The sequence below is a fragment of the Lapillicoccus jejuensis genome (assembly GCF_006715055.1).
Taxonomy (GTDB): domain Bacteria; phylum Actinomycetota; class Actinomycetes; order Actinomycetales; family Dermatophilaceae; genus Lapillicoccus; species Lapillicoccus jejuensis.
In genome coordinates this window covers 1,264,110-1,288,260 of record NZ_VFMN01000001.1, presented here as the reverse complement: position 1 = coordinate 1,288,260, position 24,151 = coordinate 1,264,110, and the positions used below count along the sequence as shown (strand labels likewise).

The following is a 24,151-nucleotide window of genomic DNA, read 5'->3' as shown; positions in this document are numbered from 1 at the left end:
CACCGCCCGCGCCACGGGAGGCCGTCACGGGCCACCGCCGGTCACCCCCGCGGCCGCCCGGACCCGACGAGGCCGGTCCGACCGACCGGCAGCAAGGAGCGACCCGGAGTGACACAGCCGACCACGACCCCGCCCGGCGGGGACCCGACGACCGCGGACCTCACCGCCCCGACGCCCGCGGTGGGCGACGGCGGGCCGGACATGGTCCAGCTGCTCACCCCCGAGGGGGAGCGGGTCGAGACGCCGAACGGGGCGCCGTACGCGCCGTACGTCGACGCCCTCACCGACGACGAGCTGCGCGGCTTCTACCGCGACCTCGTCCTCATCCGCCGCGTCGACGCCGAGGCGACCGCGCTGCAACGCCAGGGCGAGCTCGGCATCTGGGCCAGCCTGCTCGGCCAGGAGGCCGCCCAGGTCGGCTCCGGCCGCGCGCTCAAGCCGCAGGACTACGCGTTCCCGACCTACCGCGAGCACGGCGTCGCCTGGTGCCGCGGGGTCGACCCGCTCAACCTGCTGGGGATGTTCCGCGGCGTCAACAACGGCGGCTGGGACCCCAACGAGAAGAACTTCCACCTCTACACGATCATCATCGGCGCCCAGACGCTGCACGCGACGGGCTACGCCATGGGGATCCAGCGCGACGGCGCCGTCGGCACCGGTGACCCGGACCGCGACGCGGCCGTCATCGCCTACTTCGGCGACGGTGCGAGCAGCCAGGGCGACGTCAGCGAGTCCTTCGGCTTCTCCGCGGTCTACAACGCGCCGGTCGTCTTCTTCTGCCAGAACAACCAGTGGGCCATCTCCGAGCCCAACGAGAAGCAGACCCGCATCCCGCTCTACCAGCGCGCCCGCGGCTTCGGCTTCCCCGGCGTCCGGGTCGACGGCAACGACGTCCTCGCCGTCTACGCCGTGACCAAGCACGCGCTCGAGGAGGCCCGCTCGGGTCAGGGCCCGTTCCTCGTCGAGGCCTACACCTACCGGATGGGCGCGCACACGACGTCCGACGACCCGACGAAGTACCGCGTCTCGGCCGAGGTCGAGGTGTGGAAGCTGCGCGACCCGATCGCGCGGCTCAAGGCCTGGCTGGCCCACGAGGGCAAGGCCGACGCCGCGTTCTTCGACCAGGTCGAGGCCGAGGGCGACGAGCTCGCCGCACACGTGCGCCAGGGCACGCTCGCCATGCCCGACCCGGAGGGCGCGTCGATGTTCGAGCACGTGTACGTCGAGCCGCACCCGCACGTCGCCGCGCAGCGCGAGGAGTTCGTGCGGTACCAGGCCAGCTTCGAGGGGGCGCACTGATGACGACCTTGACCATCGCCAAGGCGCTCACCAACGGCCTGCGCGCCGCCATGGAGAAGGACCCGAAGGTCGTCCTCATGGGCGAGGACATCGGCAAGCTCGGCGGCGTCTTCCGCGTCACGGAGGGCCTGCAGAAGGACTTCGGCGAGGACCGCGTCATCGACACCCCGCTCGCCGAGGCCGGCATCGTCGGCACCGCGATCGGGCTGGCGCTGCGCGGCTACCGGCCGGTCGTCGAGATCCAGTTCGACGGCTTCGTCTACCCGGCCTTCGACCACATCGTCAGCCAGGTCGCCAAGATGCGGGCCCGCTCGCTCGGCAAGGTCTCGCTGCCGATGGTCATCCGCATCCCCGTCGGCGGCGGGATCGGCGCGGTCGAGCACCACAGCGAGTCCAACGAGGCGTACTTCGCCCACACCGCGGGCCTGCGCGTCGTCTCCGTCGCGTCGCCGCAGGACGCGTACTGGGGCATCCAGGCGGCCATCGCCACCGACGACCCGGTGATCTTCTACGAGCCCAAGCGCCGCTACTGGGACAAGGGCGAGGTCGACCTCGACACCCCGACCGCCGGGCTGTACGACGCCGTCGTCGCCCGCGAGGGCACCGACTGCACCGTCGCCGCGTACGGCCCCATGGTCAAGACCTGCCTGCAGGCCGCCCAGGCCGCCGCCGACGAGGGCCGCAGCCTCGAGGTCGTCGACCTGCGCTCGCTGGCGCCGCTCGACCTCGACACCCTGTGCGCGTCGGTGACCAAGACCGGCCGGCTCGTCGTCGTCCACGAGGCGTCGGTCACCGGCGGGCTCGGGGCCGAGATCGCCGCCGCCGTGACGCAGCGCTGCTTCTACTCGCTCGAGGCCCCCGTGCTCCGGGTGGGCGGGTACGACGTGCCCTACCCGCCGAGCCGGGTGGAGGAGGAGTTCCTCCCCGACCTCGACCGCGTGCTCGACGGCGTCGACCGCGCCATGGCGTTCTGAGAGGGCTGGTCCACGCATGACTGTCAAGGAGTTCCGCCTGCCCGACCCCGGTGAGGGTCTGACCGAGGCCGAGGTCGTCACCTGGCACGTCGCCGTCGGCGACACCGTCAAGGTCAACGACGTCGTCGTCGAGATCGAGACGGCGAAGTCGCTCGTCGAGCTGCCGGTGCCGTTCGCCGGCACGGTCACCGCGCTGCTCGTCCCCGAGGGCGAGACCGTCGAGGTCGGCACGCCGATCATCAGCATCGACGACGGCGTCGGGGGTGCCGCCCCGGCGGCGCCGGCCGCGCCGCAGTCGCAGTCCCAGGTCGCCGACGAGCCCGCGTCGCAGCGGGCCCAGGAGCCGGGCATGGTCGGCTCGCCGGCGCCCAAGCTCGAGGCCCAGGCCGACGGCGACGCCATCGAGGAGGGCAAGATCGGCGGGACGACGTCCACCGGTCGCACCGCCGTCCTCGTCGGCTACGGCGTCAAGCAGACCGAGGCCGTACGACGCCCCCGGAGCCGACCCGAATCGGATTCGACCCACTCGGCTCGGGTCACGACGGGAGCCAAGCCGGCCGAATCCGATTCGGGTCACTCCCCGGCCCCCGCGCCGAACCCGGCCGCGCACGACAACGCCCCGTCCGGGTCGACCGCCTCGGCGGGCGTCCGGGCCTTGGCCAAGCCTCCGGTCCGCAAGCTCGCGAAGGACCTCGGCGTCGACCTCACCCAGGTCGCCGCGACCGGTCCGCACGGCACGGTCACGCGCGACGACGTCCACGCCCACGCCTCGGGCACGACGGGTGGCGCGGGCGACGGGTCCGCCGCCGACGGGTCGTCGTACGGCGCCCCGCAGGCCGTCCGACCGCAGGGTGAGCGCGAGACCCGCACCCCGGTCAAGGGCGTCCGCAAGATGACCGCCCAGGCCATGGTCGGCTCGGCGTTCACCGCGCCGCACGTGACGATGTTCAACGACGTCGACGTCACCGCGACGATGCAGCTGGTCGCCCGCCTCAAGCAGGACCGCGAGTTCGCCGACGTCAAGGTGACGCCGATGCTCGTCCTGGCCAAGGCGCTGTGCCTCGCGCTCAAGCGCCACCCCGGCATGAACGCCGTGTGGGACGAGGCGGCCCAGGAGATCGTCACCAAGCACTACGTCAACCTCGGCATCGCCGCGGCGACCCCGCGCGGGCTCGTCGTCCCGAACGTCAAGGACGCCGACCGGATGACGATGCACGAGCTCGCCGAGGCCATCGGCGCGCTCACGGAGACCGCGCGCGCCGGCCGCACCCAGCCGGCGGAGATGTCCGGCGGGACGGTGACGATCACCAACGTCGGCGTCTTCGGCATCGACACCGGCACGCCGATCATCAACCCCGGCGAGAGCGCGATCGTCGCCTTCGGCGCGGTCCGCAAGAAGCCGTGGGTCGTCACCGGCCCCGACGGCGAGGACACGCTCGCGATCCGGCAGGTCTCGACGCTGGCGGTCAGCTTCGACCACCGCCTCATCGACGGCGAGCTCGGCAGCCTCTTCCTGCGCGACCTGTCCGCGCTGCTCGAGGACCCGAGCCGCGGCCTCGTCTGGGGCTGACCTCCGCACCAGCACGCCGTACGACGCCCCGCCGGCTTGGTCGGGCGTCGTACGGCGTCGGTCGACCGGACAACCGTGACCTTCGCCGGACAACCGTTCTCCGGCGGGGCCGGACATTATCGGGCGACCCGATAATGTCCAGGGCCGGCGCCGATTTGCCCGGCCGGGTGAGCGGGGGTCACCATGGACGGGTCGGCGTGCGTCACCGCTCCACGTGAGCAGGGAGGCCCCGCGCCGGCTCCCGTGATGCAAGGAGCACGCCCGTGCTGGGCGCCTACCGACCCCTCTTCTCCGCCCCCGGCGCGCGCCGCTTCGTCCTCGGGTCGGCCCTCGGCCGGATCGCCGTCGCGATGTTCGGCGTCTCGACCGTCGTCATGGTCAGCCGCCGCGAGGGGAGCTTCGCGCTCGCCGGCGCCGTCTCCGCCGTCGGCCTCTTCGTCTTCGCCGTCAGCGCACCCGTCATCGGCGGCCTCGTCGACCGGCACGGGCAGCGCCGCATCGCGGTGCCGCTGGCCGTGTTCTCCACCGCCGTCCTCGCCGTCCTCATCGTCTGCTCGGCCAACGGCGCGCCCGCCTGGACGCTCTTCGTCACCTACGCCGCCTCCGGGGTCGTCGCGTCGCTCGGCACGATGTCGCGGGCCCGGTGGAACCGCATCTACCGCGACGACGAGGAGCGGCTGCACGTCGCGATGAGCTTCGAGCAGGTCCTCGACGAGCTGACCTTCGTCATCGCCCCGGTCATCGCGGTCCTCACGAGCACGACCTTCTGGCCCGAGACCGGCCTGACGATCGCCGCCGTCGTCTTCCTCGCCGGCACCCTGCTCTTCTGCTCCGCCCGCGACAGCGAGCCGCCGGTCGTCCCGCACGCCGAGCGCCCCGGCGGCGTCGCCGTCACCCGCCCCGGCCTGCTCCTCGTCGCCGCCGCGATGACCTTCACCGGCATCCTCTTCGGCGGGAACGAGGTCGTCACCGTCGCCGTCGCGCAGGTCGACGGGCAGGAGGCCTGGGCCTCGGTCGTCCTCGGCCTCTTCGCCCTCGGCTCGGCGGTGAGCGGTCTGGTGTTCGGCGCCCGCCGCTTCCGCTCCTCGATCGTCAGGCGGCTGGTCGTCGGGGTCCTGCTGATGTTCCTGCTCGAGCTGCCGGTGCTGCTCGCCGCCGGTCACCTGCCGGTCCTCGCGGGCGTCATGCTCGTCGCCGGCTGCGCCACCGCCCCGACGCTCATCACGAGCATGGCCCTCGCGCAGCGGCTCGTCCCCGTCGCCATGCTCAACGAGGGCATGACCGTCGTCCTCACCGGCCTCGTCGTCGGCGTCTCGGCCGGCTCGGCGATCAGCGGCGTGGCGATCGAGACCCTCGGCCCCACCCGCGCGTACGCCGTCCCCGTCCTCGCGTCCGTCGGCGCCCTCCTCGTCGCCCTCGCCGGTGCCCGCGCCCTCGCCCGGGCGGTGGCCGGCACCGAGGTTCCCGACACCCCCGTCCAGACGTCGTACGACGTCGTCCCCGCGGCCCCTGCCGACCGCCCTGTCGACTGACGGCCGGACGCACCGCGAACCAGCACCACCACGGTTGTCTTTCGTATACAGTCACCCCACGCCGACAGGACGACCTGACGAGGGGGAGCGGTGGAGCGTGGCGCCGACGCCCGCCGCGGGGCCGCACCGGCGGCGCCCGGGGACCGACCGGACGCCGCGACGACCCCGCTCGGGCTGCGCCACCTGGCCCTGCGCGAGCAGGTCCTCGACGAGCTGCGCCGCCGGATCGTCGACGGCGTCTACCCGCCGGGCAGCCGCCTGACCGAGGACCGGCTGGCCGAGGACTTCGGGGTCAGCCGCAACCCCGTCCGCGAGGCGCTGCGGGTCGCTGTCGCCGACGGCCTGGTCACCCTCAGCCCACGGCGCGGGGCGACCGTCGCCGTGCCAGACCCCTCGAGCGTCGCCGACCTCTTCGCCGTCCGCGGCAGCCTCGAGCCGCTGGCCGCGCGGTTGGCCGCCGAGCGGGTCACCCCCGCCGACGTCGCCGCCCTGCGGGCGCTGCTCGACGAGGCCGCGCGCGCGACCGACGCCGGCGACCTGGCCCGGGTGGCCCAGCTCAACACCGACCTGCACCTGGCCGTCGTCCGGCTCTCCGGCAACCGGTGGCTGACCTCCGTCGTCACGCCGCTCTACCTGCACGTGCAGTGGGTCTTCCGGCTCGGGGCCGAGGTCCGCGCCCCGCACAGCTGGCGCGAGCACATCCGCCTCGTCGACGCGATCGCGGCCGGCGACCCGGACGGGGCCGCGGAGGCCGCGCGCGCCCACGTCGAGGCCGCCGCCCGGGCGGCCACCGACGCCTGACGCCGCCCGGCCCCGAGCCCCGGGCGACGCCTGACGGCCGACCCGGCGCTCACCGCCCGACGGCGTACCCCTGCATCCCGCGCGGGTTCGCCCCCGCGCGCAGGATCCCGTCCGGGTCGCGGGTGACGGCGCACAGCCGTCCCTGCGACCACCCGTCGGCGACCGTGACGACGTGCCCGCGCTCCTCCAGCCCGGTGACGACGGCCGCCCCGACCCGGTCCTCGACGACGACGCCGCCGGGTTCGCGCGTGCGCGGGTAGAAGCTTCCCGGGAAGGCGGTCGAGTGCCAGGCCGGCGCGTCGATCGCCTCCTGCAGCGACTGCCCCTGGAGCAGCGTGCGCAGCAGGAAGAGCAGCTGCCACTGGTCCTGCTGGTCGCCGCCCGGGCTCCCGCACGCGAGGTACGGCGCCCCGTCGCGGAGCACGAGCGTCGGCGTCAGGGTCGTGCGCGGGCGCTTGCCCGGCGCGAGGCTCGAGGCCAGCCCCTCCTCGAGCCAGAACATCTGCATCCGGCTGCCGAGGCAGAAGCCCAGTCCCGGGATCGTCGGGGAGGACTGCAGCCAGCCGCCGCTCGGCGTCGCCGAGACCATGTTGCCGGCCGCGTCGACGACGTCGACGTGGCAGGTGTCCCCCCGCGTCGCGCCCGACCCGGACACGGTCGGCTCACCCGTCGTGCCGTCGCCGTGGGCGTCGCCGCGGTCGGGCTCGCCGCGGCGGAGCACGTACGACGGCAGCCGCGGCACCTTCCCGTCCGGGCGACCCGGACGCAGGTCCAGGTCGGCGCGGTCGCCGACGAGCGCCGCGCGCTCGCGCGCGTAGGCCGGCGACAGCAGGGCCTCCATGGGTTCCGACCCGCTGCCGTACCACGCCTCCCGGTCGGCCTCGGCGAGCTCGATGCACGACAGCACCCGGTGCACGTCGCCGGCGTCGAGCAGGTCGAGGTCGGCGGGGTCGCCGAGCGCGTCGAGCAGCTGCAGCACCTGCAGCAGGGCCGGGCCCTGTCCCCACGGCCCGGTCTTCGCGATCGTGTGGCCGTGCCAGTCGAGGGTCGTGGCCGGCTCCCAGGTCGCCGACCACCCGGCGAGGTCGTCGGCGGTGACGAGACCGCCGTGCCGCTCACCCGAGGAGTCACGGAACGCCTTCCGCGAGAACGCGTCCACCGCCTCGGCGACGAACCCCTGCGACCACGCGCGACGGGCCCCCTCGACCTGCGCGGCCCGGTCCGACCCGGCCGCCTCGCCCTCGGCGACGAGCCGCTCGAGCGTGTCCGCCCACTCCGGGTTGCGGAACAGCTCGCCCGTGCCGGGCGGCCGCCCGCCCGGGAGCCACAGCGCGGCCGACGTCGTCCAGTCCTCCTCGAAGAGCCGCTGCACCGACGCCACGGTCGCGCCGACCCGCTCGACGAGCGGCACCCCGTGGCGCGCGTAGCCGATGGCCGGCTCGAGCACCTCCCGCAGCGTGCGCGTGCCGAGGTCGCGCAGCATGAGCAGCCACGCGTCCAGCGCACCCGGGACGGTCGCGGCCAGCGGCCCGGACCCGGGCACCAGCTCGAGCCCCTCGCCGCGGTAGTGCTCGACGGTGGCGCCGGCCGGGGCGGGCCCCTGACCGCAGAGCACCCGCGGCGTGGGGTCGTCGGCCGTCGCGACGATCGCCGGCATGTCGCCGCCGGGGCCGTTGAGGTGCGGCTCGACGACCTGGAGCACGAAGCCCGCGCAGACGGCCGCGTCGAAGGCGTTGCCGCCGAGCTCGAGCTGGCGCATCGCCGACTGCGAGGCGACCCAGTGGGTGGAGGACACCATCCCGAAGGTGCCCTCGAGGGTCGGTCGCGTCGTGAAGGTCATGGGGTCCTCTCGGGGAGCGGGCTGGTGGACATGGTGGAGGCGGCGGTGACGTCCGGGGGTGTGCCGTCGTCGGCAACGAGGTGGCAGGCCACCTTGTGCCCACCGAGGTCGCGCAGCACCGGCTCCTGCGTCGAGCAGCGCTCGACCGCGACGGGGCAGCGGGTGTGGAACCGGCACCCCGACGGCGGGTCGATCGCCGACGGCAGGTCGTCGCCGAGGACGACCCGCGGCCGGGCCCGCTGCGCGACCGGGTCCGCCACCGGCGCGGCCGCGAGCAGCGACTGCGTGTAGGGGTGGCTGGGCCGGGCGAAGACCTGCTCGCGGGTGCCGTGCTCGACGACCTGGCCGAGGTACATCACCGCGACCGAGTCGGCGAGGTACTCCACCGCCGACAGGTCGTGGGTGATGAAGAGGCAGGCGAAGCCGAGGTCGCGCTGGAGGTCGGCGAGCAGGTTGAGGACCGACGCCTGCACCGACACGTCGAGCGCGCTCGTCGGCTCGTCCGCGACGAGCAGGGCGGGTGTGGAGACCAGGGCCCGCGCCAGCGAGACCCGTTGCCGCTGGCCGCCGCTCAGCTCGTGCGGGTAGCGCCCGGCGACCTCCGGCCGCAGCCCGACCTTGCCGAGCACCTCGTCGACGCGGCGCCGCCGCTCGTCGCGACCGACCTTCTGCAGCCGCAGCGGCTCGGCGACGACGTCGCCGACGAGCATCCGCGGGTCCAGCGAACCGGCCGGGTCCTGGAAGACGATCGAGACGTCCTCCCGCACGGCGCGCAGGGCCCGCCGCCCGAGGTGGGTCACGTCGGTGCCCCCGAGGGTCACCGTCCCGTCGGTCGGCTCGGTGAGCCGCACGATGCACCGGCCGACGGTGGACTTGCCCGAGCCGCTCTCGCCGACGAGGGCGACGACCTCGCCCCGGTGGACGATGAGGTCGACCCCGTCGACCGCCCGCACCGGCCCGAAGTGCATGACCAGCCCGTCGAGACGCAGCACCTCCTCGCGCTCCGGCGTCGCCGTCATCGCGCCTCCTCCACCGGGTGCCAGCACGCGACCCGGTGCGTGCCGCCGGGGCCGACACCGACCTGCTCCAGGGGCGGTCGCGCACCGCGGCACACCTCGTCGGCGGCCGGGCAGCGGTCGGCGAACGTGCACGCGTCGGGCGGGTCGGTGACGACCGGCACGAGACCGGGGATCTCGTTGAGCCGGGCCGATCCCGCGTGCGCGCCCGGTCGCGGCGACGCGGTGAGCAGCCCGGCCGTGTAGTGGTGGCGCGGGTGCGCGAAGAGCTCCTCGACCCCCGCCTGCTCGACGACCCGGCCGGCGTACATGACGACGACCCGGTCGGCGACGTCGGCGACGACCCCGAGGTCGTGGGTGATGACGAGCACCGACGTCCCCGTGCGGTCGCGCAGCTCGCGCAGCACCTCGAGGATGCCGGCCTGCACGGTGACGTCGAGCGCGGTGGTCGGCTCGTCGGCGACGAGCAGGTCGGGCTCGCAGGCGATGGCCATGGCGATCATCACGCGCTGCCGCATCCCGCCCGACAGCTGGTGCGGGTACTGCGTGACCCGCTCGCGCGGCGACGGGATGCCGACGGTCGCGAGCAGCTCGGTGGCCCGGTCCAGCGCCTCCCGCCTGCCGAGCCCCTCGTGGCGGCGCAGCACTTCACCGACCTGCCGGCCGACGGTGAGCACGGGGTTGAGCGAGCTCATCGGCTCCTGGAAGACGTAGGCCACCCGCTTGCCGCGCACCCGCCGCAACAGCGGCCCCGGGGCGGCGACCAGCTCCTGCCCCTGGAGCCGTACGGAGCCCCGGACGTGCGCCGTGCGCGGCAGCAACCCCCCGATCGACATCGCCGTCACGCTCTTGCCGCAGCCGGACTCGCCGACCAGGCCGACGACCTCGCCGCGCGCCACGTCGAGGTCGACGCCGTCGACGGCGACGACGGTCCCGGTCTCGGTGCGGAAGGTGACGCCGAGGTCGCGGACGGTGAGGACGTCGCCGGGCGGCGCGTCGGCGACCGCTCCGGTGCTCGTCGGTGCGGTGGTCACGAGGTCCCCTTGGGGTCGAGGGCGTCGCGCAGGGCGTCGCCGAAGACGTTGAAGGCCAGCGCCAGCAGCATGATCGCGATCCCCGGCATGACCGCGGCCCACGGGGCGCGGGTCGCGAAGGCCTGCGCGCTCGCCAGCATCGTGCCGAGGCTCGGGTCGGGCGGCTGGATCCCGAGACCGAGGAAGGACAGCACCGCCTCGCCGAGGACCGCGCCGGGCAGGGCGACGGTGGCCTGCACGAGGACGACCGACGTCGCGTTGGGCAGCACGTGCCGCCCGAGCACCCACAGGTCCGAGGCGCCGTGCACGACCGACGCCGCGACGAAGTCGAGGTGCTTGAGGCGCAGCGTCTCCGACCGGACGACGCGGATGACGCCCGGCACCTGCGAGATGCCGATGGCGATCGCCGCGTTGGCCAGGCTCGCCCCGCGGATGGCCGCCAGCCCCACCGCGAGGATGAGGAACGGGAAGGCGAGCAGCAGGTCGGTGAGGCGCGAGATGACGGCGTCGAGCCCGCGCACGTAGCCCGCGAGCATCCCCAGGGGCACGCCGAGCACGAGGGCGGTGATCACCGCGAGCAGCGCGACGAGCAGCGAGGCCCGCATCCCCACCATGATCCGCGACAGCACGTCGCGGCCGAGGTCGTCGGTGCCGAGCAGGTGCCCGGGCGTCCCCGGCGGCGCGAGGATCCGGCCGAAGTCGGTGGCGTCGGGCGCGTACGGCGAGATGACCGGCGCGAGGACGGCGACGAGCACCGCGAGCAGCAGGACGACCGCGCTGACGACCGCGAGCGGGTTGCGGCGCAGCCGCCGCAGGACGAGCCCGCGCCGACCCGCGGCGCGGGGCGCCGACGGCGTGGTCGCGGGGTCGGCCGTGGTGAGGCCGGCGTCGACGCTCACGAGGCCTCCCCGGCGACACGGACCCGCGGGTCGATGACGGAGTAGAGCAGGTCGACGACGAAGTTGAGGACGATGTACGCCGTCGCGGTGACGAGGACGACGGCCTGGATCACCGCGTAGTCGCGCTGGAAGACCGCGTCGATCGTCATCTTCCCGAAGCCGGGCAGCCCGAAGATCTGCTCGGTGACGACGGCGCCGGAGATGAGCCCGCCGAGCTGCAGCCCGACGATCGTCACGACGACGATGAGGCTGTTGCGCAGGGCGTGCCGCCCGACGACCGCACCGGGGGACAGGCCCTTGGCGCGCGCCGTACGGACGTAGTCGGTGCCGAGCGCCTCGAGCATCGAGCTGCGTGTCTGGCGCATGATGACCGCCGCGAGCCCCGTGCCGAGGATGACCGACGGCAGGACGAGGTGGTGCAGGTTGTCGCCGACCGAGGCGCTCAGCGGCACGAACCCGGACGCGGGGAACCACCCGGTCGCGACGCACAGGTAGAGGATCGCGACGAGACCCAGCCAGAAGTGCGGCACCGAGAGGCCGAGCAGCGCGAACGCGTTGGCGACCCACTCCGACGGCCGGCCGCGGCGCACCGCGGCGACGACGCCGCTGCCCACGCCGAGGACGATCGCGATGACGATGGCCAGCAGCGACAGCTCGAGCGTCACCGGCAACGCCGTCCGCAGCATGTCCGACACGGGGATCCCCGTGCGCACCGACGTCCCGAGGTCCCCCCGCACCGCGTGGCTGACGAAGACGCCGTACTGGACGACCTCGGGCTTGTCGAGGCCGTACTCGGCGCGGATCGCGGCCAGCGCCTGCGGGGTCCGCTCCTCGCCGGCCAGGGCGAGCGCGGGGTCACCGGGCAGGGCCCGGATCCCGAGGAAGACGACGACGGAGGCGAGGACGAGGGTGAGCAGGCTCTGCGCCGCCCGGACGAGCAGGTACTTCCCCATCGCCGCGCCTCAGCGGGCCAGGCCCGCGCCGGCCAGCCGGATCACGCCGTCCGGGAAGACCTGGACGCCGAGGACCTTGCTGCTCACCGCGGTGAGGTTGCGCTGGCGGTACAGGTAGACGATCGGGTCGCTCTGCTCGAGCTTGGTGACGACCTGGCCGTAGAGGTCCTGCCGCTTCGCCGCGTCCTGCGTCTGACGGGCCTGGTCGAGCAGGGCGTCGAGGCTCGGGTCGGAGAAGCCGGAGACGTTCTGGCTGCCCCCGGTGCCGACGAAGTTGGTGATGTTGGCGTCCGGGTCGATGCGACCCGACCAACCGAGCTGCACCAGCGAGAAGTCACCCTTGTCCTGCAGGTCGAGCAGCGCGGAGTACTCGACCGGCTTGATCTGCAGGTCGAAGCCGCCCTCCTTGACCATCGCCTGCAGCGCCTGCCCGAGCCGCAGGCTGTCGGGGTTGTTCGAGATCTGCATGGCGAGCGGGAACGGCACCTGCACCCCGGCCTGCTGCAGCAGCTGCTTGGCCTTGGCCGGGTCGTGCGCCGGGCAGGCCTGCGCCGCCTCCGAGCTGTACTCCGTCTGCGGGGCGATCGGCGAGCAGGCCGGCGCGTACGCGCCGTTGAAGACGACCTGGTTGAGCGACTGCCGGTCGATGGCCATCGAGAACGCCTGGCGCACCAGCGGGTTCTTCGCCTCCGGGGTGTCGATCTGCCCCGGAGTCTCACCGACCCCGTTGGTGTTGCCGATGTTGAAGGTCAGCCCCTGGTAGCCCAGGCTCGGCGACTGCAGCACGGTCAGGCCCGACGTCGACGACAGCGACGCGACGTCCTGGGTGCTGATCGAGTCGGCCACCTGCGCGTCGCCGGACTTGATGTTGGCCGCGCGGATGCTCGCGTCGGTGATGATCCGGTAGGTGATCTTGTCGAGGTGGACGTTCTTCGCGTCGTAGTAGGACGGGTCCTTGACGACCTCGATCGAGCTCTGCGGCACGCGGTTCGAGAACTTGAACGGCCCCACGCACACCGGCGCCGAGCCGAACTTCGTGCCGAGCTTCTGCGCCGCCGTCGGGCTGACGATCATCCCCGCGCGGTCGGTGAGGGCGGCGGTGAGCGGCGCGAACGGCGCCTTGAGCGTGATGACGACCGTCGAGGCGTCGGGCGCCTGGATCGACGCGATGGGGCCCAGCTCGCTGCGGCGGGCCGAGGTCTTGAGGGTCAGCTCGCGCTCGAGGCTGGCCTTGACCGCCGTCGCGTCGAACGGCGTGCCGTCGGAGAAGGTGATGCCGGTGCGGACCGGGATGGTCACGGTCTTCCCGCCGTCGCTCACCGTCGGCAGCGCGGTCGCGAGCTGCGGGACGATCTTCGTGCTCTGGTCGACGTCGTAGAGCTTCTGGCACATCGTCTGGAAGACGTAGCGCGAGTAGAGGCTGCGCGAGGTCGCCGGGTCGAGGGCGTCCGGTTCGGCCGACAGCGCGACGACGAGGTCGCCGCCGTCCTTCACCGCGGACGCGCCGGCGGGCGAGCCGTAGGAGTCCGCGGCGGCCCCGCCCCCCGTACCGCCGGACGCCCCGCCGGAGGCGGAGGTGCCGGCGGGGGTGACGGAGCTGCAGGCCCCGAGGACGCCCACGGTGGCCAGCACGGCCGTCGCGAGCAGGGTGGTCGCCGGGCGGTGTCCGGGCCGGCGGGGAAGGCGGGTCGGGCGGCGCATGGGGCGCTCCGGTCTGCTCGGGGGCGGTGGCCACCGAACGTATCTTGTATACAGACCGACGCAAGAGGACGGGCACCTCCTGCCAGCGGCACCAGGGTGCCACCCGTTCACGACGGGCGTCCGTACGGCGTGACCGGGTCACCACCGCGCCGAGGCGGCGGGTGTCGGGGGTCAGGCCGCGACGAGGCGGTGCAGCGCGATCCGGGCGACCTCGGGGTAGACCAGCGCGACGGCCGCAGGACCGTCCACGGTGAGGGTGGTGACGCTGCCGGCGTCGCCCTCGGCGACCCGCACCCCGTGCTCGAGACGGGCCGCGACGGGGCCGCTGCGCACCTCCCACGCCCAGGTGCGCCGCTCCTCGTCGACCTCGTCGACGCGGAACGTCACGAGCACCCCGGCCGGTCCGCGGACCAGCCCGGTGACGCCGGGCGCGATGCGCGGAGCGGTGGCGTCGACGTGGCGGATCGGCGGCGACCACGTCCGCCAGGCGGACACGACGGCGTACCGCTCCCACACCTCGCCGACGGGAGCGGGGCCGGCCACCTCGATCGTCCGTCGCACTGTCCGACCCTAACCGCCCGCCCGCCCGGGGTGGCCCGGGCGTTCGCGTCAGGCCCCGAGCAGCGGGTCGCTCGTCCGGGCGCCGCCGGTCTCGACGCGACCGGCGAGGCCGCGACGCCAGGTCGCGTCCGCGTCGACGGTGAGCACGACGTCGTACCAGCCGCCGGTGGCGCTCGTGTCGACGTGCGTCGTCACCCGGGCGCCCGGTCTCACCCGCAGGGTCCGCTCGGTGCCGGCCTGGCGGTCGGCGAGCGTGACGAGGACCGGCGCCGCCGCCCCGCTGGTGAGGACCAGCTGCAGGGTGTCGGACGAGCGGCGCGGCACGGCGGCGACCTCGACGGTCCGGCGCGCGGTGGTCCCCGCCGCGGACCGGTACAGCCCGTTCGGGCCGTGCAGCTCGACGTCGTACGACGCCCCGACCGGCCAGTCGGCGACGAGGTCGTCGTGCGCTCCGACGGTGTAGGAGCGCGGCGCGGCCAGCAGCGCGTCGACGGGCGACGCCGCCCGGGCCTGCACGTGGGCGCCGAGCGTCCCCTCGTTGCGGAGGGTGGCGCGCAGCCGGGCACCGTCGACCGCGAGGTCGGCCCGCAGGTCGTAGCCGAGCGGCCGCGAGGGACGGACACCCTTCTCCTGCGACGGCACCGACTGGTCCGTCGGCGGGGCCGGGCGGTAGTCGGGGTGCCGGTCGCGGTCCGGCGGTGCGTAGCCGGCCGTCGGGGGCAGCGTCGGCACGGTGGTCCGCGTCCCGGTGAAGTCGAAGGCCGAGGTGAGGTCGCCGCACACCGCCCGGCGCCACGGGGTGAGGTTGGGCTCGCGGACGCCGAAGCGCTTCTCCAGGAAACGGATCACGGAGGTGTGGTCGAACGTCTCCGAGCAGACCCAGCCGCCGGTCGACCACGGGGACACGACGAGCATCGGCACCCGCTGGCCCAGCCCGTAGCCACCGGTCTGGCCGTCGGGCCCGACGTACACCTCGTTCGCGGTGGACACGGTCGAGCGGCCCGGCACGACGGGGGTCGGCGGGTGCGGCGGCACGACGTGGTCGAAGAAGCCGTCGTTCTCGTCGTAGGTGATGAACAGCGCGGTGCGGCTCCACACCTCGGGGTTCGACGTCAGCGCGTCGAGCACCTGGGCGACGTACCAGGCGCCGTAGTTGGCGGGCCAGTTCGGGTGCTCGGTGAAGGCTTCCGGGGCAACGACGTAGGAGACCGACGGCAGCGTGCCGGCGGCGACGTCGGCGCGCAGCCGGTCGAAGAAGCCCTCTCCCGCCTTGGCGTTCGTGCCGGTGCGGGCCTTCTGCGCGAGCGGCGAGCCGTCCGCCGCGTCCTGGTACCGGTGGAAGTAGAGCAGCGAGTTGTCGCCGTAGTTGCCGATGTACGGGTCGCTGGTCCAGCCCCAGGACCCGCTCGCGTCGAGGCCGTCGCCCACGTCCTGGTAGACCTTCCAGCTCACCCCGGCCTTCTCGAGCCGCTCGGGGTAGGTCGACCAGTCGTACCCCTTCTCGGCGTTGTCGATGACCGGCCCGCCGCCCCGGCCGTCGTTGCCGACCCACCCGGTCCACAGGTAGTAGCGGTTGGGGTCCGTGGGGCCGAGCAGCGAGCAGTGGTAGGCGTCGCAGACCGTGAAGGCGTCGGCCAGCGCCGCCTGGAAGGGGAGGTCGCCGCGCTGCATGTGGGTCATCGTCAGCGACGTCTTCGTCGGCACCCACTGGTCGTAGCGGCCGGCCGCGAAGGCGTCGTGCCCGCCCTCCCAGCCGTGGTCGAGGTCGCCGAGGAAGGCCAGACCCATGTCGTCGACGTCGGGCCGGTAGGGCAGGACCTCGCCGCCGGCGCCGGTCGGCTGGTGCCACACGGACTTCCCGGAGGGCAGGGTCACGGGGTGCGGGTCGCCGTACCCCCGCACGCCGCGCAGCGTGCCGAAGTAGTGGTCGAAGGAGCGGTTCTCCTGCATGAGGACGACGACGTGCTCGACGTCCTGGATCGAGCCGGTGCGGCGGTCCGGCGCGATGGACGCGGCGCGGGCGACGCTGTCCTCGAGCAGCGCGGGGAACGACGCGAGGGCGGCGGCGCCGCCCGTCAGCTGGAGGAAGCGGCGGCGGTCGATCGAGGTCATCTCGACTCCTGGGAACGGGTGTGGGGTGGGGTGCGGGCCGCCCAGCACGCTGCTCCGCGCCGGACGACACGGGGCGACGCCGACGTGAACGGCGGGCGAACTCCCGCTGGGAGCCTGCCGTACGACGCCGCGCCGGGCACCTCGAGAAGGTGCCCGGCGCGGTCGCCGTACGAAGGCCCGGGGACGGCGGTGCGCCGGGCCCCAGGGGGACCCGGCGCACCGGTGGTCGTGCTGCTCCCGGGAGGGAGCCGGGGCTCAGAGCTGCTCGCCCGGCTCCGCGCGGTGCCGGCCGGGGCGGGACGCCTCGGCGTCGTCGCGGGTGCGGGCCAGGGCCGCCATCTCCTCGGCGGTCGCCTCGTGGCGCCCGCCGGAGGTGGTCTCGACGACCGGCTCGAGACCGGACTGGTCCGCGAAGAGCGTCGGGTCCTCGATGTGCACCCGGGCGCTCGACAGGGCGTCGTCGGCGTGGCCGTTCGAGCCGTTCGAGCCGTTCGAGCCGTTGGTCGGGTGGACGCCGTCGGTGGCGAGCACCGACGCGTCCTGCGGGGTCGCGCCGACGAGGGCCGGCTCGGCCTCGCGACGCTCCGTGGCGGCCGCCGCCTCGGCGTCCGACCGCTCGGTGGCCATCCGCTCGGACTGCGGCGAGCCCCCGCGCAGCTCGACGTGCGGGAGGAAGAGCGCCACGACGAAGGCCGCGAGCAGGACGAAGGTGGCCACGAAGAACACCGTCTGCATCGAGGTCGAGAACCCCTCGAGGAAGGGGTGCGCGATCGTCGGGTCGAGGTTGGCCAGGAACGAGGTGTCGTTGAGCGACCCGCTCATCGAGCTGCCGCCCCCCTGCAGCCCCGTGAGGAACTGCTTGGTCGCGCCGGTGGCCGAGGCCGCGGCCTGCTGGAACGACGCCGTCCCGGTCGCCGTCTGGTAGGCCTTCGAGATGTTGTCGCCGACCGTCGAGAAGAGGATCGAGAGGAACACCGCGGTGCCCAGCGTGCCGCCGATCTGGCGGGTGAACGTCGCCGACGAGGTGGCCACACCGATGTCGCGCGGGCTGACCGCGTTCTGCACGGCGAGGGTCAGCGGCTGGAAGTTGAAGCCCAGGCCGATGCCGAAGAACACCATGATCGTCATGGTCTGCCACAGCGGGGTGTCGGCGCCGACGTAGTGGAACGCGAAGAGCGCCGCGGTGAGCAGTGCCGCGCCGATGATCGGGTAGCGCCGGTAGCGGCCGGTGCGGGAGATCATCTGGCCGGAGAAGATCGAGCCGGTCATGATGCCGAGGGTCAGCGGCAGCAGGAGCAGCCCGGCCTCGGTCGGGGACGCGCCCTTGACGATCTGCAGGTAGAGCGGCAGCGCGGCGAGCCCGCCGAACATGCCCATGCCGATGAAGATCGAGCCGATCGAGGCGACGGCGACGGTGCGGTTGCCGAAGAGGCGCAGCGGGATGAGCGCCTCCTCCTTCATCGCCCGCTCCACGAGGAGGAAGGCGACGATGCCGACGGCGCCGATCGCGTACATGGTGATCGAGCGGCCTGAGGCCCAGCCCCAGTCGCGGCCCTGCTCGGCGACGATGAGCAGCGGCACGAGCGCGACGGACAGCGTCACGGCCCCCCACCAGTCGATGCGGTGGTCGTTGCGGCGGTGGCGCAGGTGCAGCGTGGTCTGGACGACGAACAGCGCGGCGATGGCGATCGGCACGTTGACGAGGAAGACCCAGCGCCAGCCGGTGACGCCGAGGATCGAGGACTGGCCGGCGAAGAAGCCGCCGATGACCGGGCCGAGGACGCTCGAGGTGCCGAAGACGGCGAGGAAGTAGCCCTGGTACTTCGCGCGCTCGCGCGGCGGGACGATGTCGCCGATGATGGCCAGCGAGAGCGAGAACAGACCGCCCGCGCCGAGGCCCTGGACGGCGCGGAAGCCGGCGAGCATGCCGATCGAGGTCGACAGGGTGCACAGCATCGAGCCGATGGTGAAGAGGCTGATGGCCAGCAGGAAGAACTGCTTGCGGCCGTACATGTCCGAGAGCTTGCCGTAGAGCGGCGTGACGATGGTCGACGTGATGAGGTACGCCGTCGTGACCCAGGCCTGGGCCGAGAGGCCGTGCAGGTCGTCGGCGATGGTGCGGATCGACGTCGCGACGATCGTCTGGTCGAGCGCGGCGAGGAACATCCCCATCATCAGGCCGATGAGGATCGTGACGATCTGGCGATGACTGAGGACGCCGTCGTCCTGCGCCGTGTCCGGCGCGGTGGTGGCTGAGGCCATGGTCAGGACTCCTGGTGGTGCGAGGTGGCGTGGACGAGCGGGCCGCGCTGCCCGGGCTCGGTGGTGCTGGTGGAGGTGCCGCTCTCGCCGGGGTGCGATCCCGGGTGCGAGGAGAGCTGGGCACGGAACTCGGCGACGTCGCCGCTGAAGCGGTCGAGGTGACGCAGGAAGGAGGCCGCGTCCTCCTCGCTCCAGTTCTGGAGCAGGTGGGCGAACCACTCGCCGCGGCGGGCGACGAGCTCGTCGATGACGCGGCGACCCTCGGCCGTCAGGGTGACCATCTGCGCCCGGCCGTCCGCCGGGTCGCCGATCTTCTCGACCAGGCCGAGCTGGGTCAGGTGCGTGACCTGCCGGCTGACGGTCGAGACGTCGGAGTGGACGGCCTCGGCGAGGGCCGAGACCCGGTGCGGCTCCTGCGACACGACGAAGAGCGCCGGGACGTGCGAGTGGTCCAGCCCCTGGAGGGCGGGTCCCCCGAGCCCCTCCAGCAGGCGCTGGACGGGCATCTGCGAGCGCATCGCGTGCAGCAGCTTGGTGACCCGCACCAGGGACGACGAGATCGCGGTCGCGGTCTCGGTCGTGACGGTCATGCGGACTCCCGGAGGTTGTTGTTTGGTTCATGCAACTATGACACGGATCAGTTGCATGCGCAAAGCAACTGATGGGTGACCGCCGGCATTCCCGCCCGGCCGGCGTCCTTACCCTGGGAGGCATGACGACGACCTCCTCGACGGCGACCCCGGCCCCGGGGAGGGCGTCCGGCCCCCGCACCCCGGACCGGCTGCCGCTGCTCGGCCTCGTGGTCGTCGGGTTCCTCGCGTGCGTCGTCGCCGTCGCGCTCGGTGGCGCCGCGACGGCCCCTGTCGCCGGGGTCACCGACGCGGGGCCGGCGGTCCGGTGGGCCCTGCCGCTGCTGCGCATCGCCCACGACCTCGCCGCCTCGGTGACCATCGGCCTGCTCGTCGTCGCCGCCTGGCTCGTGCCGGGGCCCAAGGGGTCGGCGACCGAGGCGTCGCCGACGATGCTCCGCGCCGCCCGGCTCGCCCTGTGGTCGGGGGTCGTGTGGGTCGTCGCCGGCCTCGGCGGGGTCGTCCTCGGCTTCGCCGACGCGGCGGGGACGCCGCTGACCAGCCCGGTCTTCTGGGCCCAGCTGCAGACCTTCGCCTGGTCTCTCGAGGCGCTGCGGGTCGGGATCATCTCGTCCGTGCTCGTCGCCGTCGCCACGGCGCTCGCCGCGGTGTCGCTCTCCCGCAAGGGCCTGAGCACGGCGGCCGTCGTCGCCGTCGGCGCGCTGCTGCCGCTGGCCCTCGCCGGGCACGCGGGCGGCAACGCCGACCACGAGACGGCGGTCAACACCCTGGCGCTGCACCTCGTCGGGGCGGCGCTGTGGGTCGGGGGTCTCGTCGCGATCGCGGTGCTGCGGCCGCTGCTGGGTCGCCGGCTCGGCCCCGTCGTCGCCCGCTTCTCCACCCTGGCCCTGTGGTGCTACGGCGCCGTCCTGGTCTCCGGGGTGGCGGGCGCCTGGGTGCGGGTCGGTGACCTCGCGGGCCTCGCGACGCCGTACGGCGCCCTCGTGCTCGTCAAGGCCGGCGCGCTCGTCGTGCTCGGCGGGTTCGGCTGGCAGCAGCGCCGGCGTGTGGTGGGGCGGCTCGCCGACGACCCGACCTCCGGGCGGCTGTTCGCCCGGCTCGTCCTCGTCGAGCTCGCGGTGATGGGTGTGGCGATGGGGTTCGCGACCGCGCTGGCCCGCACCGCACCGCCGGTGCCCGAGGCCGTCGTCCCCGTCGACACCGCGCAGTCGCTCACCGGGTACGCCGCGCCCGCCGCCCCCTCCGGCCTGTCGTGGCTGATGACGTGGCGCTTCGACTGGCTGTGGGGCCTGCTCGGGATCGTCCTCGTCCTCGTCTACGTCGGCTGGGTGGTCCGGCTGCGCCGGCGTGGCGACGCCTGGCCGGTGCTGCGGACGGTGTCGTGGGTCGCCGGCTGGGCGACCGTCGTCTACGCCGTGTGCGGGGCGCCCGGTGTCTACGGGCGGGTCTCGTTCTCCTGGCACATGATCGAGCACATGGTCGTCGCCATGCTGGCGCCCCTCCTGCTCGTCCTCGCGGCGCCGATCACCCTCGCGCTGCGGGCGCTGCCGGCCCGGCGCGACGGCAGCCTCGGTCCGCGCGAGCTGCTGCTCGGGATGGTGCACTCGCGCCTGCTGCGCGTGCTCGGGAACCCGGTCGTCGCCGCCGTGCTGTTCTTCGCCAGCCTCGCGGTCTTCTACTACTCGCCGCTCTTCGGGCTGGCGCTGGAGACCCACACGGGTCACGTGCTGATGATCGCCCACTTCATCCTCACGGGGTACCTCTTCGCCTACGTCCTCGTCGGCGTCGACCCAGGCGCGCCGAAGTGGTCGCCGCCACTGCGGCTCGTCATCCTGCTCGTGACGATCTCCTTCCACGCCTTCTTCGGCGTCGCGCTGATGACCGGGTCGACCCTGCTCGCGCCCGACTTCTTTCAGGCGATCAAGGTGGCGTGGGTGCCCGACCCGCTCGCCGACCAGCGTCTTGGCGGTGGCATCGCCTGGGCCGTCGGCGAGGCCCCGACGCTCATCCTCGCCATGCTCGTCGTCGGCTCCTGGGTGCGCAGCGACCGTGCCGAGACGACCCGCCGCGACCGCCAGGCCGACCGCGACGGCGACGCCGAGCTCACCGCCTACAACGAGCGCCTCGCGCGGATGCGCGACCGCGCCTGAGGAGCGGTCCTAGGATCCGTGGCATGAAGGTGGCCCTGGTCCAGCTGGCGTACGGCGACGACGAACCGGTCCGCGAGCGCGTCGACCGGGCGGCCGACCTGGTCCGGCAGCAGCGGGGGCACGACCTCGTGATCCTGCCCGAGCTGTGGGCGGCCGGCGGGTTCGACTACCGGCACTGGGGCGAGCGGGCCGAGGAGGTCTCCGGGGCCGTCGCGACCGTGATGGGCCAGGCCGCGCGCGACGCCGGCGTCACCCTGCTCGCCGGCTCGATCGTCGAGCAGCACCCGCAGGCCGGACCGGAGGGCAAGGACCTGTGGAACACGCAGCTGCTCTTCGGCGCCGATGGCGGGCTGCTCGCGACGTACCGCAAGATCCACCGCTTCGGCTTCGGCGCCGGTGAGCCGAAGCTCATGGAGGCCGGGGACGAGCTCGTCCTCGTCGACCTGCCCGACGGTGCCGGGGGCACGGTCCGCACCGGCCTGACCACCTGCTACGACCTGCGCTTCCCCGAGCTCTACCGGGCGCTGCTCGACGAGGGGGCGCGGGTCTTCGCGATCCCCGCCGCGTGGCCGGCCCGTCGCGTCGGGCACTGGACGCTGCTCGCGCAGGCCCGGGCCATCGAGGACCAGTGCTGGGTCCTCGCCTGCAACACCGCGGGGACCCACGCGCGGCACGAGATGGGCGGCCACTCGATCGTGGTCGCGCCGACCGGTGACGTCGTCGCCGAGGCGGGCACCGACGAGGAGGTCCTCTCGGTCGACATCGACCCGGGGCTCGCCGACGCGTGGCGCACCGACTTCCCCGTCCTGGCGGACCGCCGGCTGCCCGGCGGGCTGCGCTGATCCGCGTCCCGGACCCGGGAACAGGGCGTCGTACGGGCGGGTTGCCGACCCCGTGACGACCACCCCCTCGCTCCGCTCCCGCGCGCGCGTGCGCGCCCCCGAGCTGGTCGGGCGCCGCTGGCTCAACACCGGCGGCCGCGACCTGAGCCTCGCCGACCTGCGCGGACGGGTCGTCGTCCTCGACTTCTGGACCTTCTGCTGCGTCAACTGCCTGCACGTCTTCGACGAGCTGCGGCCGGTCGAGGCGCGCTTCCCCGAGGAGCTCGTCGTCGTCGGCGTGCACTCGCCCAAGTTCGAGCACGAGGGCGAGCCGGCCGCGGTCGAGGCGGCGGTCGAGCGGTACGCCGTCCACCACCCCGTCCTCGACGACCCGCAGCTCGTCACCTGGGGCGCCTACGCCGCGCGCGCCTGGCCGACCCTCGTCGTCGTCGACCCCGAGGGGTACGTCGTCGCGTCGCTGTCCGGCGAAGGCCACGGCCCCGGTCTCGTCTCGCTCGTCGAGGAGCTGCTCGAGGAGCACCGCGCCAAGGGCACCCTGCGCAGCGGCGACTCGCCGTACGTCGCCCCGGAGCCCCACCCGGGCGCCCTGTCCTTTCCCGGGAAGGTGGTCGCGCTCGACGACGGAAGCTTCCTGGTCACCGACACCGCGCACCACGAGGTGGTGTGGCTGGAGGCCGACATCGAGACCGAGCGCCGCCGCTGGGGCGGCGAGGGCGTCCTCGCCGAGCCGCAGGGCCTGCTCCTGCTGCCGGAGGCAGAGCGCGAGCGGCTGGGGTACGACGTCCTGGTCGCCGACTCCGTGCACCACCGCGTCGTCGCGCTGTCGCTGACCGACGACGAGGTCCGCGTCGTCGCCGGCACCGGCGAGCAGCTGCGCGAACGCTCCGGCGGCGGGCCCGCGCTGGATCAGGCGCTGTCGACGCCGTGGGACCTCGCCTGGTGGGAGGGCCGGGTCGTCGTCGCGATGGCCGGCGTCCACCAGCTGTGGGAGCTGCGCCTCGACCCCGACCCGTCGGCATCGACCGTCGCCGTCCTCGCGGGCACGACCCAGGAGGGGATCCGCGACGGCGCCGCGGCGACCGCGTGGTTCGCCCAGCCGTCCGGGCTCGCGGTCGGGACCGACGGGCGGCTGTGGCTGGCCGACTCCGAGTCGTCCGCACTGCGCTCGCTGACGCGCGGTGACGACGGCGACGTCACCGTCGTCACGCACGTCGGCACCGGGCTCTTCGACTTCGGCCACCGCGACGGCTCGGGTCATGGTCCGCTCGGCAGCGAGGAGGTGGGCGACGCGCTGCTCCAGCACCCGCTCGGCGTCACCGTGCTGCCCGACGGGTCGGTCGCCGTGAGCGACACCTACAACGGTGCCGTCCGCCGGTTCGACCCGGTCACCAACCAGGTGACGACGCTCGCGACCGGGCTGCTCGAGCCGAGCGACGCCGCCGTCGAGACCGACGCCGAGACCGGCGAGGCGCGCCTGGTCGTCGTCGAGTCCGCGTCGCACCGGCTCGTGCGGGTCGCCGTACCGGCGCAGGCGCAGCGGGTCGACGGCGGCGCCCACCGCGTGCAGCGGCCGCCGACCGACCTCGCCCCCGGCGAGGTCGAGCTGACCGTCGCCTTCACCCCGCCGGCCGGGCAGGAGCTCGACGACCGGTACGGCGACCCGACCCGCCTCGTCGTCTCCTCGACCCCGCCGTCGCTGCTGCTCGAGGGCGAGGGGTCGGCCACCGGGCTCACCCGCCGGCTGCGACTCGCCGAGGGCATCGCGACCGGGACGCTGCACGTGTCGGTCCAGGCCGCCGCGTGCGACGCCGACGCCGAGCACGCCGCCTGCCACCTGTTCCAGCAGGACTGGGGCATCCCGCTGCGCCTCACGGCGGACGGTCCGTCGACCCTCGCGCTCGACCTGCGCGGCGTCTGACCGAACACAGGAAACCCCACGTCCTGACGGTGCCGCGTCCGCCAAGGCGTGGGGTTGCCTGTGTCCGGTCGGGCGCCACGGGGTACTGAGCGTCATC

18 protein-coding genes are annotated in these 24,151 nt (G+C 74.0%); 8 read left to right on the top strand and 10 right to left on the bottom strand.

The window, feature by feature from the left end; genetic code table 11:
• The first annotated feature begins 108 nt into the window (after nt 1-108).
• The 5 genes from pdhA to FB458_RS06115 all read left to right on the top strand — a co-directional run bounded on the left by pdhA (nt 109) and on the right by FB458_RS06115 (nt 6,176).
• Nucleotides 109-1,299 (top strand): pyruvate dehydrogenase (acetyl-transferring) E1 component subunit alpha, encoded by a 1,191-nt coding sequence (pdhA, locus tag FB458_RS06135; protein WP_425460836.1) that lies wholly within the window; start codon nt 109-111, stop codon nt 1,297-1,299.
• Complete coding sequence (locus FB458_RS06130; protein WP_141847668.1) at nt 1,299-2,273, top strand: alpha-ketoacid dehydrogenase subunit beta; 975 nt, start codon at nt 1,299-1,301, stop codon at nt 2,271-2,273. The genes pdhA and FB458_RS06130 overlap by 1 nt, the downstream gene beginning before the upstream one ends.
• A gap of 16 nt (nt 2,274-2,289) precedes the next feature.
• Nucleotides 2,290-3,843 (top strand): dihydrolipoamide acetyltransferase family protein, encoded by a 1,554-nt coding sequence (locus FB458_RS06125; protein ID WP_141847665.1) that lies wholly within the window; start codon nt 2,290-2,292, stop codon nt 3,841-3,843.
• Between the two features lie 263 nt (nt 3,844-4,106).
• Nucleotides 4,107-5,375 carry an MFS transporter gene (locus tag FB458_RS06120; RefSeq protein ID WP_141847664.1) on the top strand — a complete coding sequence of 423 codons (1,269 nt, stop codon included), beginning with the start codon at nt 4,107-4,109 and terminating at the stop codon, nt 5,373-5,375.
• A gap of 90 nt (nt 5,376-5,465) precedes the next feature.
• Complete coding sequence (locus FB458_RS06115) at nt 5,466-6,176, top strand: GntR family transcriptional regulator (protein ID WP_141847662.1); 711 nt, start codon at nt 5,466-5,468, stop codon at nt 6,174-6,176.
• Nucleotides 6,177-6,225: 49 nt separating this feature from the next.
• On the opposite strand, the gene FB458_RS06110 is transcribed toward FB458_RS06115, so the two are convergent.
• The 10 genes from FB458_RS06110 to FB458_RS06065 form a co-directional block, all read right to left on the bottom strand.
• Entirely contained in the window at nt 6,226-8,016 is a 1,791-nt protein-coding gene (locus FB458_RS06110; RefSeq protein WP_141847660.1) for a gamma-glutamyltransferase family protein, read from the bottom strand.
• Nucleotides 8,013-9,035 (bottom strand): ABC transporter ATP-binding protein, encoded by a 1,023-nt coding sequence (locus FB458_RS06105; RefSeq protein WP_141847658.1) that lies wholly within the window; start codon nt 9,033-9,035, stop codon nt 8,013-8,015. Before FB458_RS06105 ends, FB458_RS06110 begins: the two co-directional genes overlap by 4 nt.
• Complete coding sequence (locus FB458_RS06100; RefSeq protein ID WP_141847655.1) at nt 9,032-10,066, bottom strand: ABC transporter ATP-binding protein; 1,035 nt, start codon at nt 10,064-10,066, stop codon at nt 9,032-9,034. Before FB458_RS06100 ends, FB458_RS06105 begins: the two co-directional genes overlap by 4 nt.
• Nucleotides 10,063-10,965, bottom strand: coding sequence for an ABC transporter permease (locus tag FB458_RS06095; RefSeq protein ID WP_141847653.1), 903 nt, complete (start codon nt 10,963-10,965; stop codon nt 10,063-10,065). Before FB458_RS06095 ends, FB458_RS06100 begins: the two co-directional genes overlap by 4 nt.
• The gene (locus FB458_RS06090; protein WP_141847651.1) at nt 10,962-11,918 is read right to left on the bottom strand and encodes an ABC transporter permease; all 957 of its coding nucleotides are present in this window, start codon (nt 11,916-11,918) and stop codon (nt 10,962-10,964) included. The genes FB458_RS06095 and FB458_RS06090 overlap by 4 nt, the downstream gene beginning before the upstream one ends.
• Nucleotides 11,919-11,927: 9 nt before the next feature.
• Entirely contained in the window at nt 11,928-13,619 is a 1,692-nt protein-coding gene (locus tag FB458_RS06085; protein ID WP_141847649.1) for an ABC transporter substrate-binding protein, read from the bottom strand.
• Between the two features lie 171 nt (nt 13,620-13,790).
• A complete protein-coding gene (locus FB458_RS06080) occupies nt 13,791-14,180 on the bottom strand; it encodes an SRPBCC family protein (protein WP_141847647.1) in 390 nt (129 codons plus the stop codon).
• Between the two features lie 48 nt (nt 14,181-14,228).
• Complete coding sequence (locus tag FB458_RS06075; protein WP_141847645.1) at nt 14,229-16,292, bottom strand: phosphocholine-specific phospholipase C; 2,064 nt, start codon at nt 16,290-16,292, stop codon at nt 14,229-14,231.
• 255 nt (nt 16,293-16,547) lie between these two features.
• Entirely contained in the window at nt 16,548-18,554 is a 2,007-nt protein-coding gene (locus FB458_RS06070; RefSeq protein WP_211355946.1) for an MDR family MFS transporter, read from the bottom strand.
• 2 nt (nt 18,555-18,556) lie between these two features.
• Entirely contained in the window at nt 18,557-19,144 is a 588-nt protein-coding gene (locus FB458_RS06065; protein WP_141847643.1) for a MarR family winged helix-turn-helix transcriptional regulator, read from the bottom strand.
• A 122-nt stretch (nt 19,145-19,266) separates the two neighbouring features.
• Here FB458_RS06065 and FB458_RS06060 point away from each other — a divergent pair, with 122 nt between their 5' ends.
• From FB458_RS06060 to FB458_RS06050, 3 genes are read left to right on the top strand one after another with little or no spacing between them, the layout of a single operon-like run.
• Nucleotides 19,267-21,294, top strand: a complete 2,028-nt coding sequence (locus tag FB458_RS06060; protein ID WP_141847641.1) for a bifunctional copper resistance protein CopD/cytochrome c oxidase assembly protein — start codon at nt 19,267-19,269, stop codon at nt 21,292-21,294.
• A gap of 23 nt (nt 21,295-21,317) precedes the next feature.
• Entirely contained in the window at nt 21,318-22,136 is an 819-nt protein-coding gene (locus FB458_RS06055; RefSeq protein WP_141847639.1) for a carbon-nitrogen family hydrolase, read from the top strand.
• Between the two features lie 52 nt (nt 22,137-22,188).
• Nucleotides 22,189-24,054 carry an NHL domain-containing thioredoxin family protein gene (locus FB458_RS06050; RefSeq protein WP_141847637.1) on the top strand — a complete coding sequence of 622 codons (1,866 nt, stop codon included), beginning with the start codon at nt 22,189-22,191 and terminating at the stop codon, nt 24,052-24,054.
• Nucleotides 24,055-24,151 lie beyond the last annotated feature (97 nt).

Coding starts and splice junctions, on each gene's coding strand:
- FB458_RS06075 (WP_141847645.1), bottom strand. CDS start 16,292: ATGACCTCGATCGACCGCCGCCGCTTCCTCCAGCTGACGGGCGGCGCC.
- FB458_RS06055 (WP_141847639.1), top strand. CDS start 21,318: ATGAAGGTGGCCCTGGTCCAGCTGGCGTACGGCGACGACGAACCGGTC.
- FB458_RS06130 (WP_141847668.1), top strand. CDS start 1,299: ATGACGACCTTGACCATCGCCAAGGCGCTCACCAACGGCCTGCGCGCC.
- FB458_RS06110 (WP_141847660.1), bottom strand. CDS start 8,016: ATGACCTTCACGACGCGACCGACCCTCGAGGGCACCTTCGGGATGGTG.
- FB458_RS06070 (WP_211355946.1), bottom strand. CDS start 18,554: ATGGCCTCAGCCACCACCGCGCCGGACACGGCGCAGGACGACGGCGTC.
- FB458_RS06105 (WP_141847658.1), bottom strand. CDS start 9,035: ATGACGGCGACGCCGGAGCGCGAGGAGGTGCTGCGTCTCGACGGGCTG.
- FB458_RS06065 (WP_141847643.1), bottom strand. CDS start 19,144: ATGACCGTCACGACCGAGACCGCGACCGCGATCTCGTCGTCCCTGGTG.
- FB458_RS06090 (WP_141847651.1), bottom strand. CDS start 11,918: ATGGGGAAGTACCTGCTCGTCCGGGCGGCGCAGAGCCTGCTCACCCTC.
- FB458_RS06085 (WP_141847649.1), bottom strand. CDS start 13,619: ATGCGCCGCCCGACCCGCCTTCCCCGCCGGCCCGGACACCGCCCGGCG.
- FB458_RS06125 (WP_141847665.1), top strand. CDS start 2,290: ATGACTGTCAAGGAGTTCCGCCTGCCCGACCCCGGTGAGGGTCTGACC.
- FB458_RS06060 (WP_141847641.1), top strand. CDS start 19,267: ATGACGACGACCTCCTCGACGGCGACCCCGGCCCCGGGGAGGGCGTCC.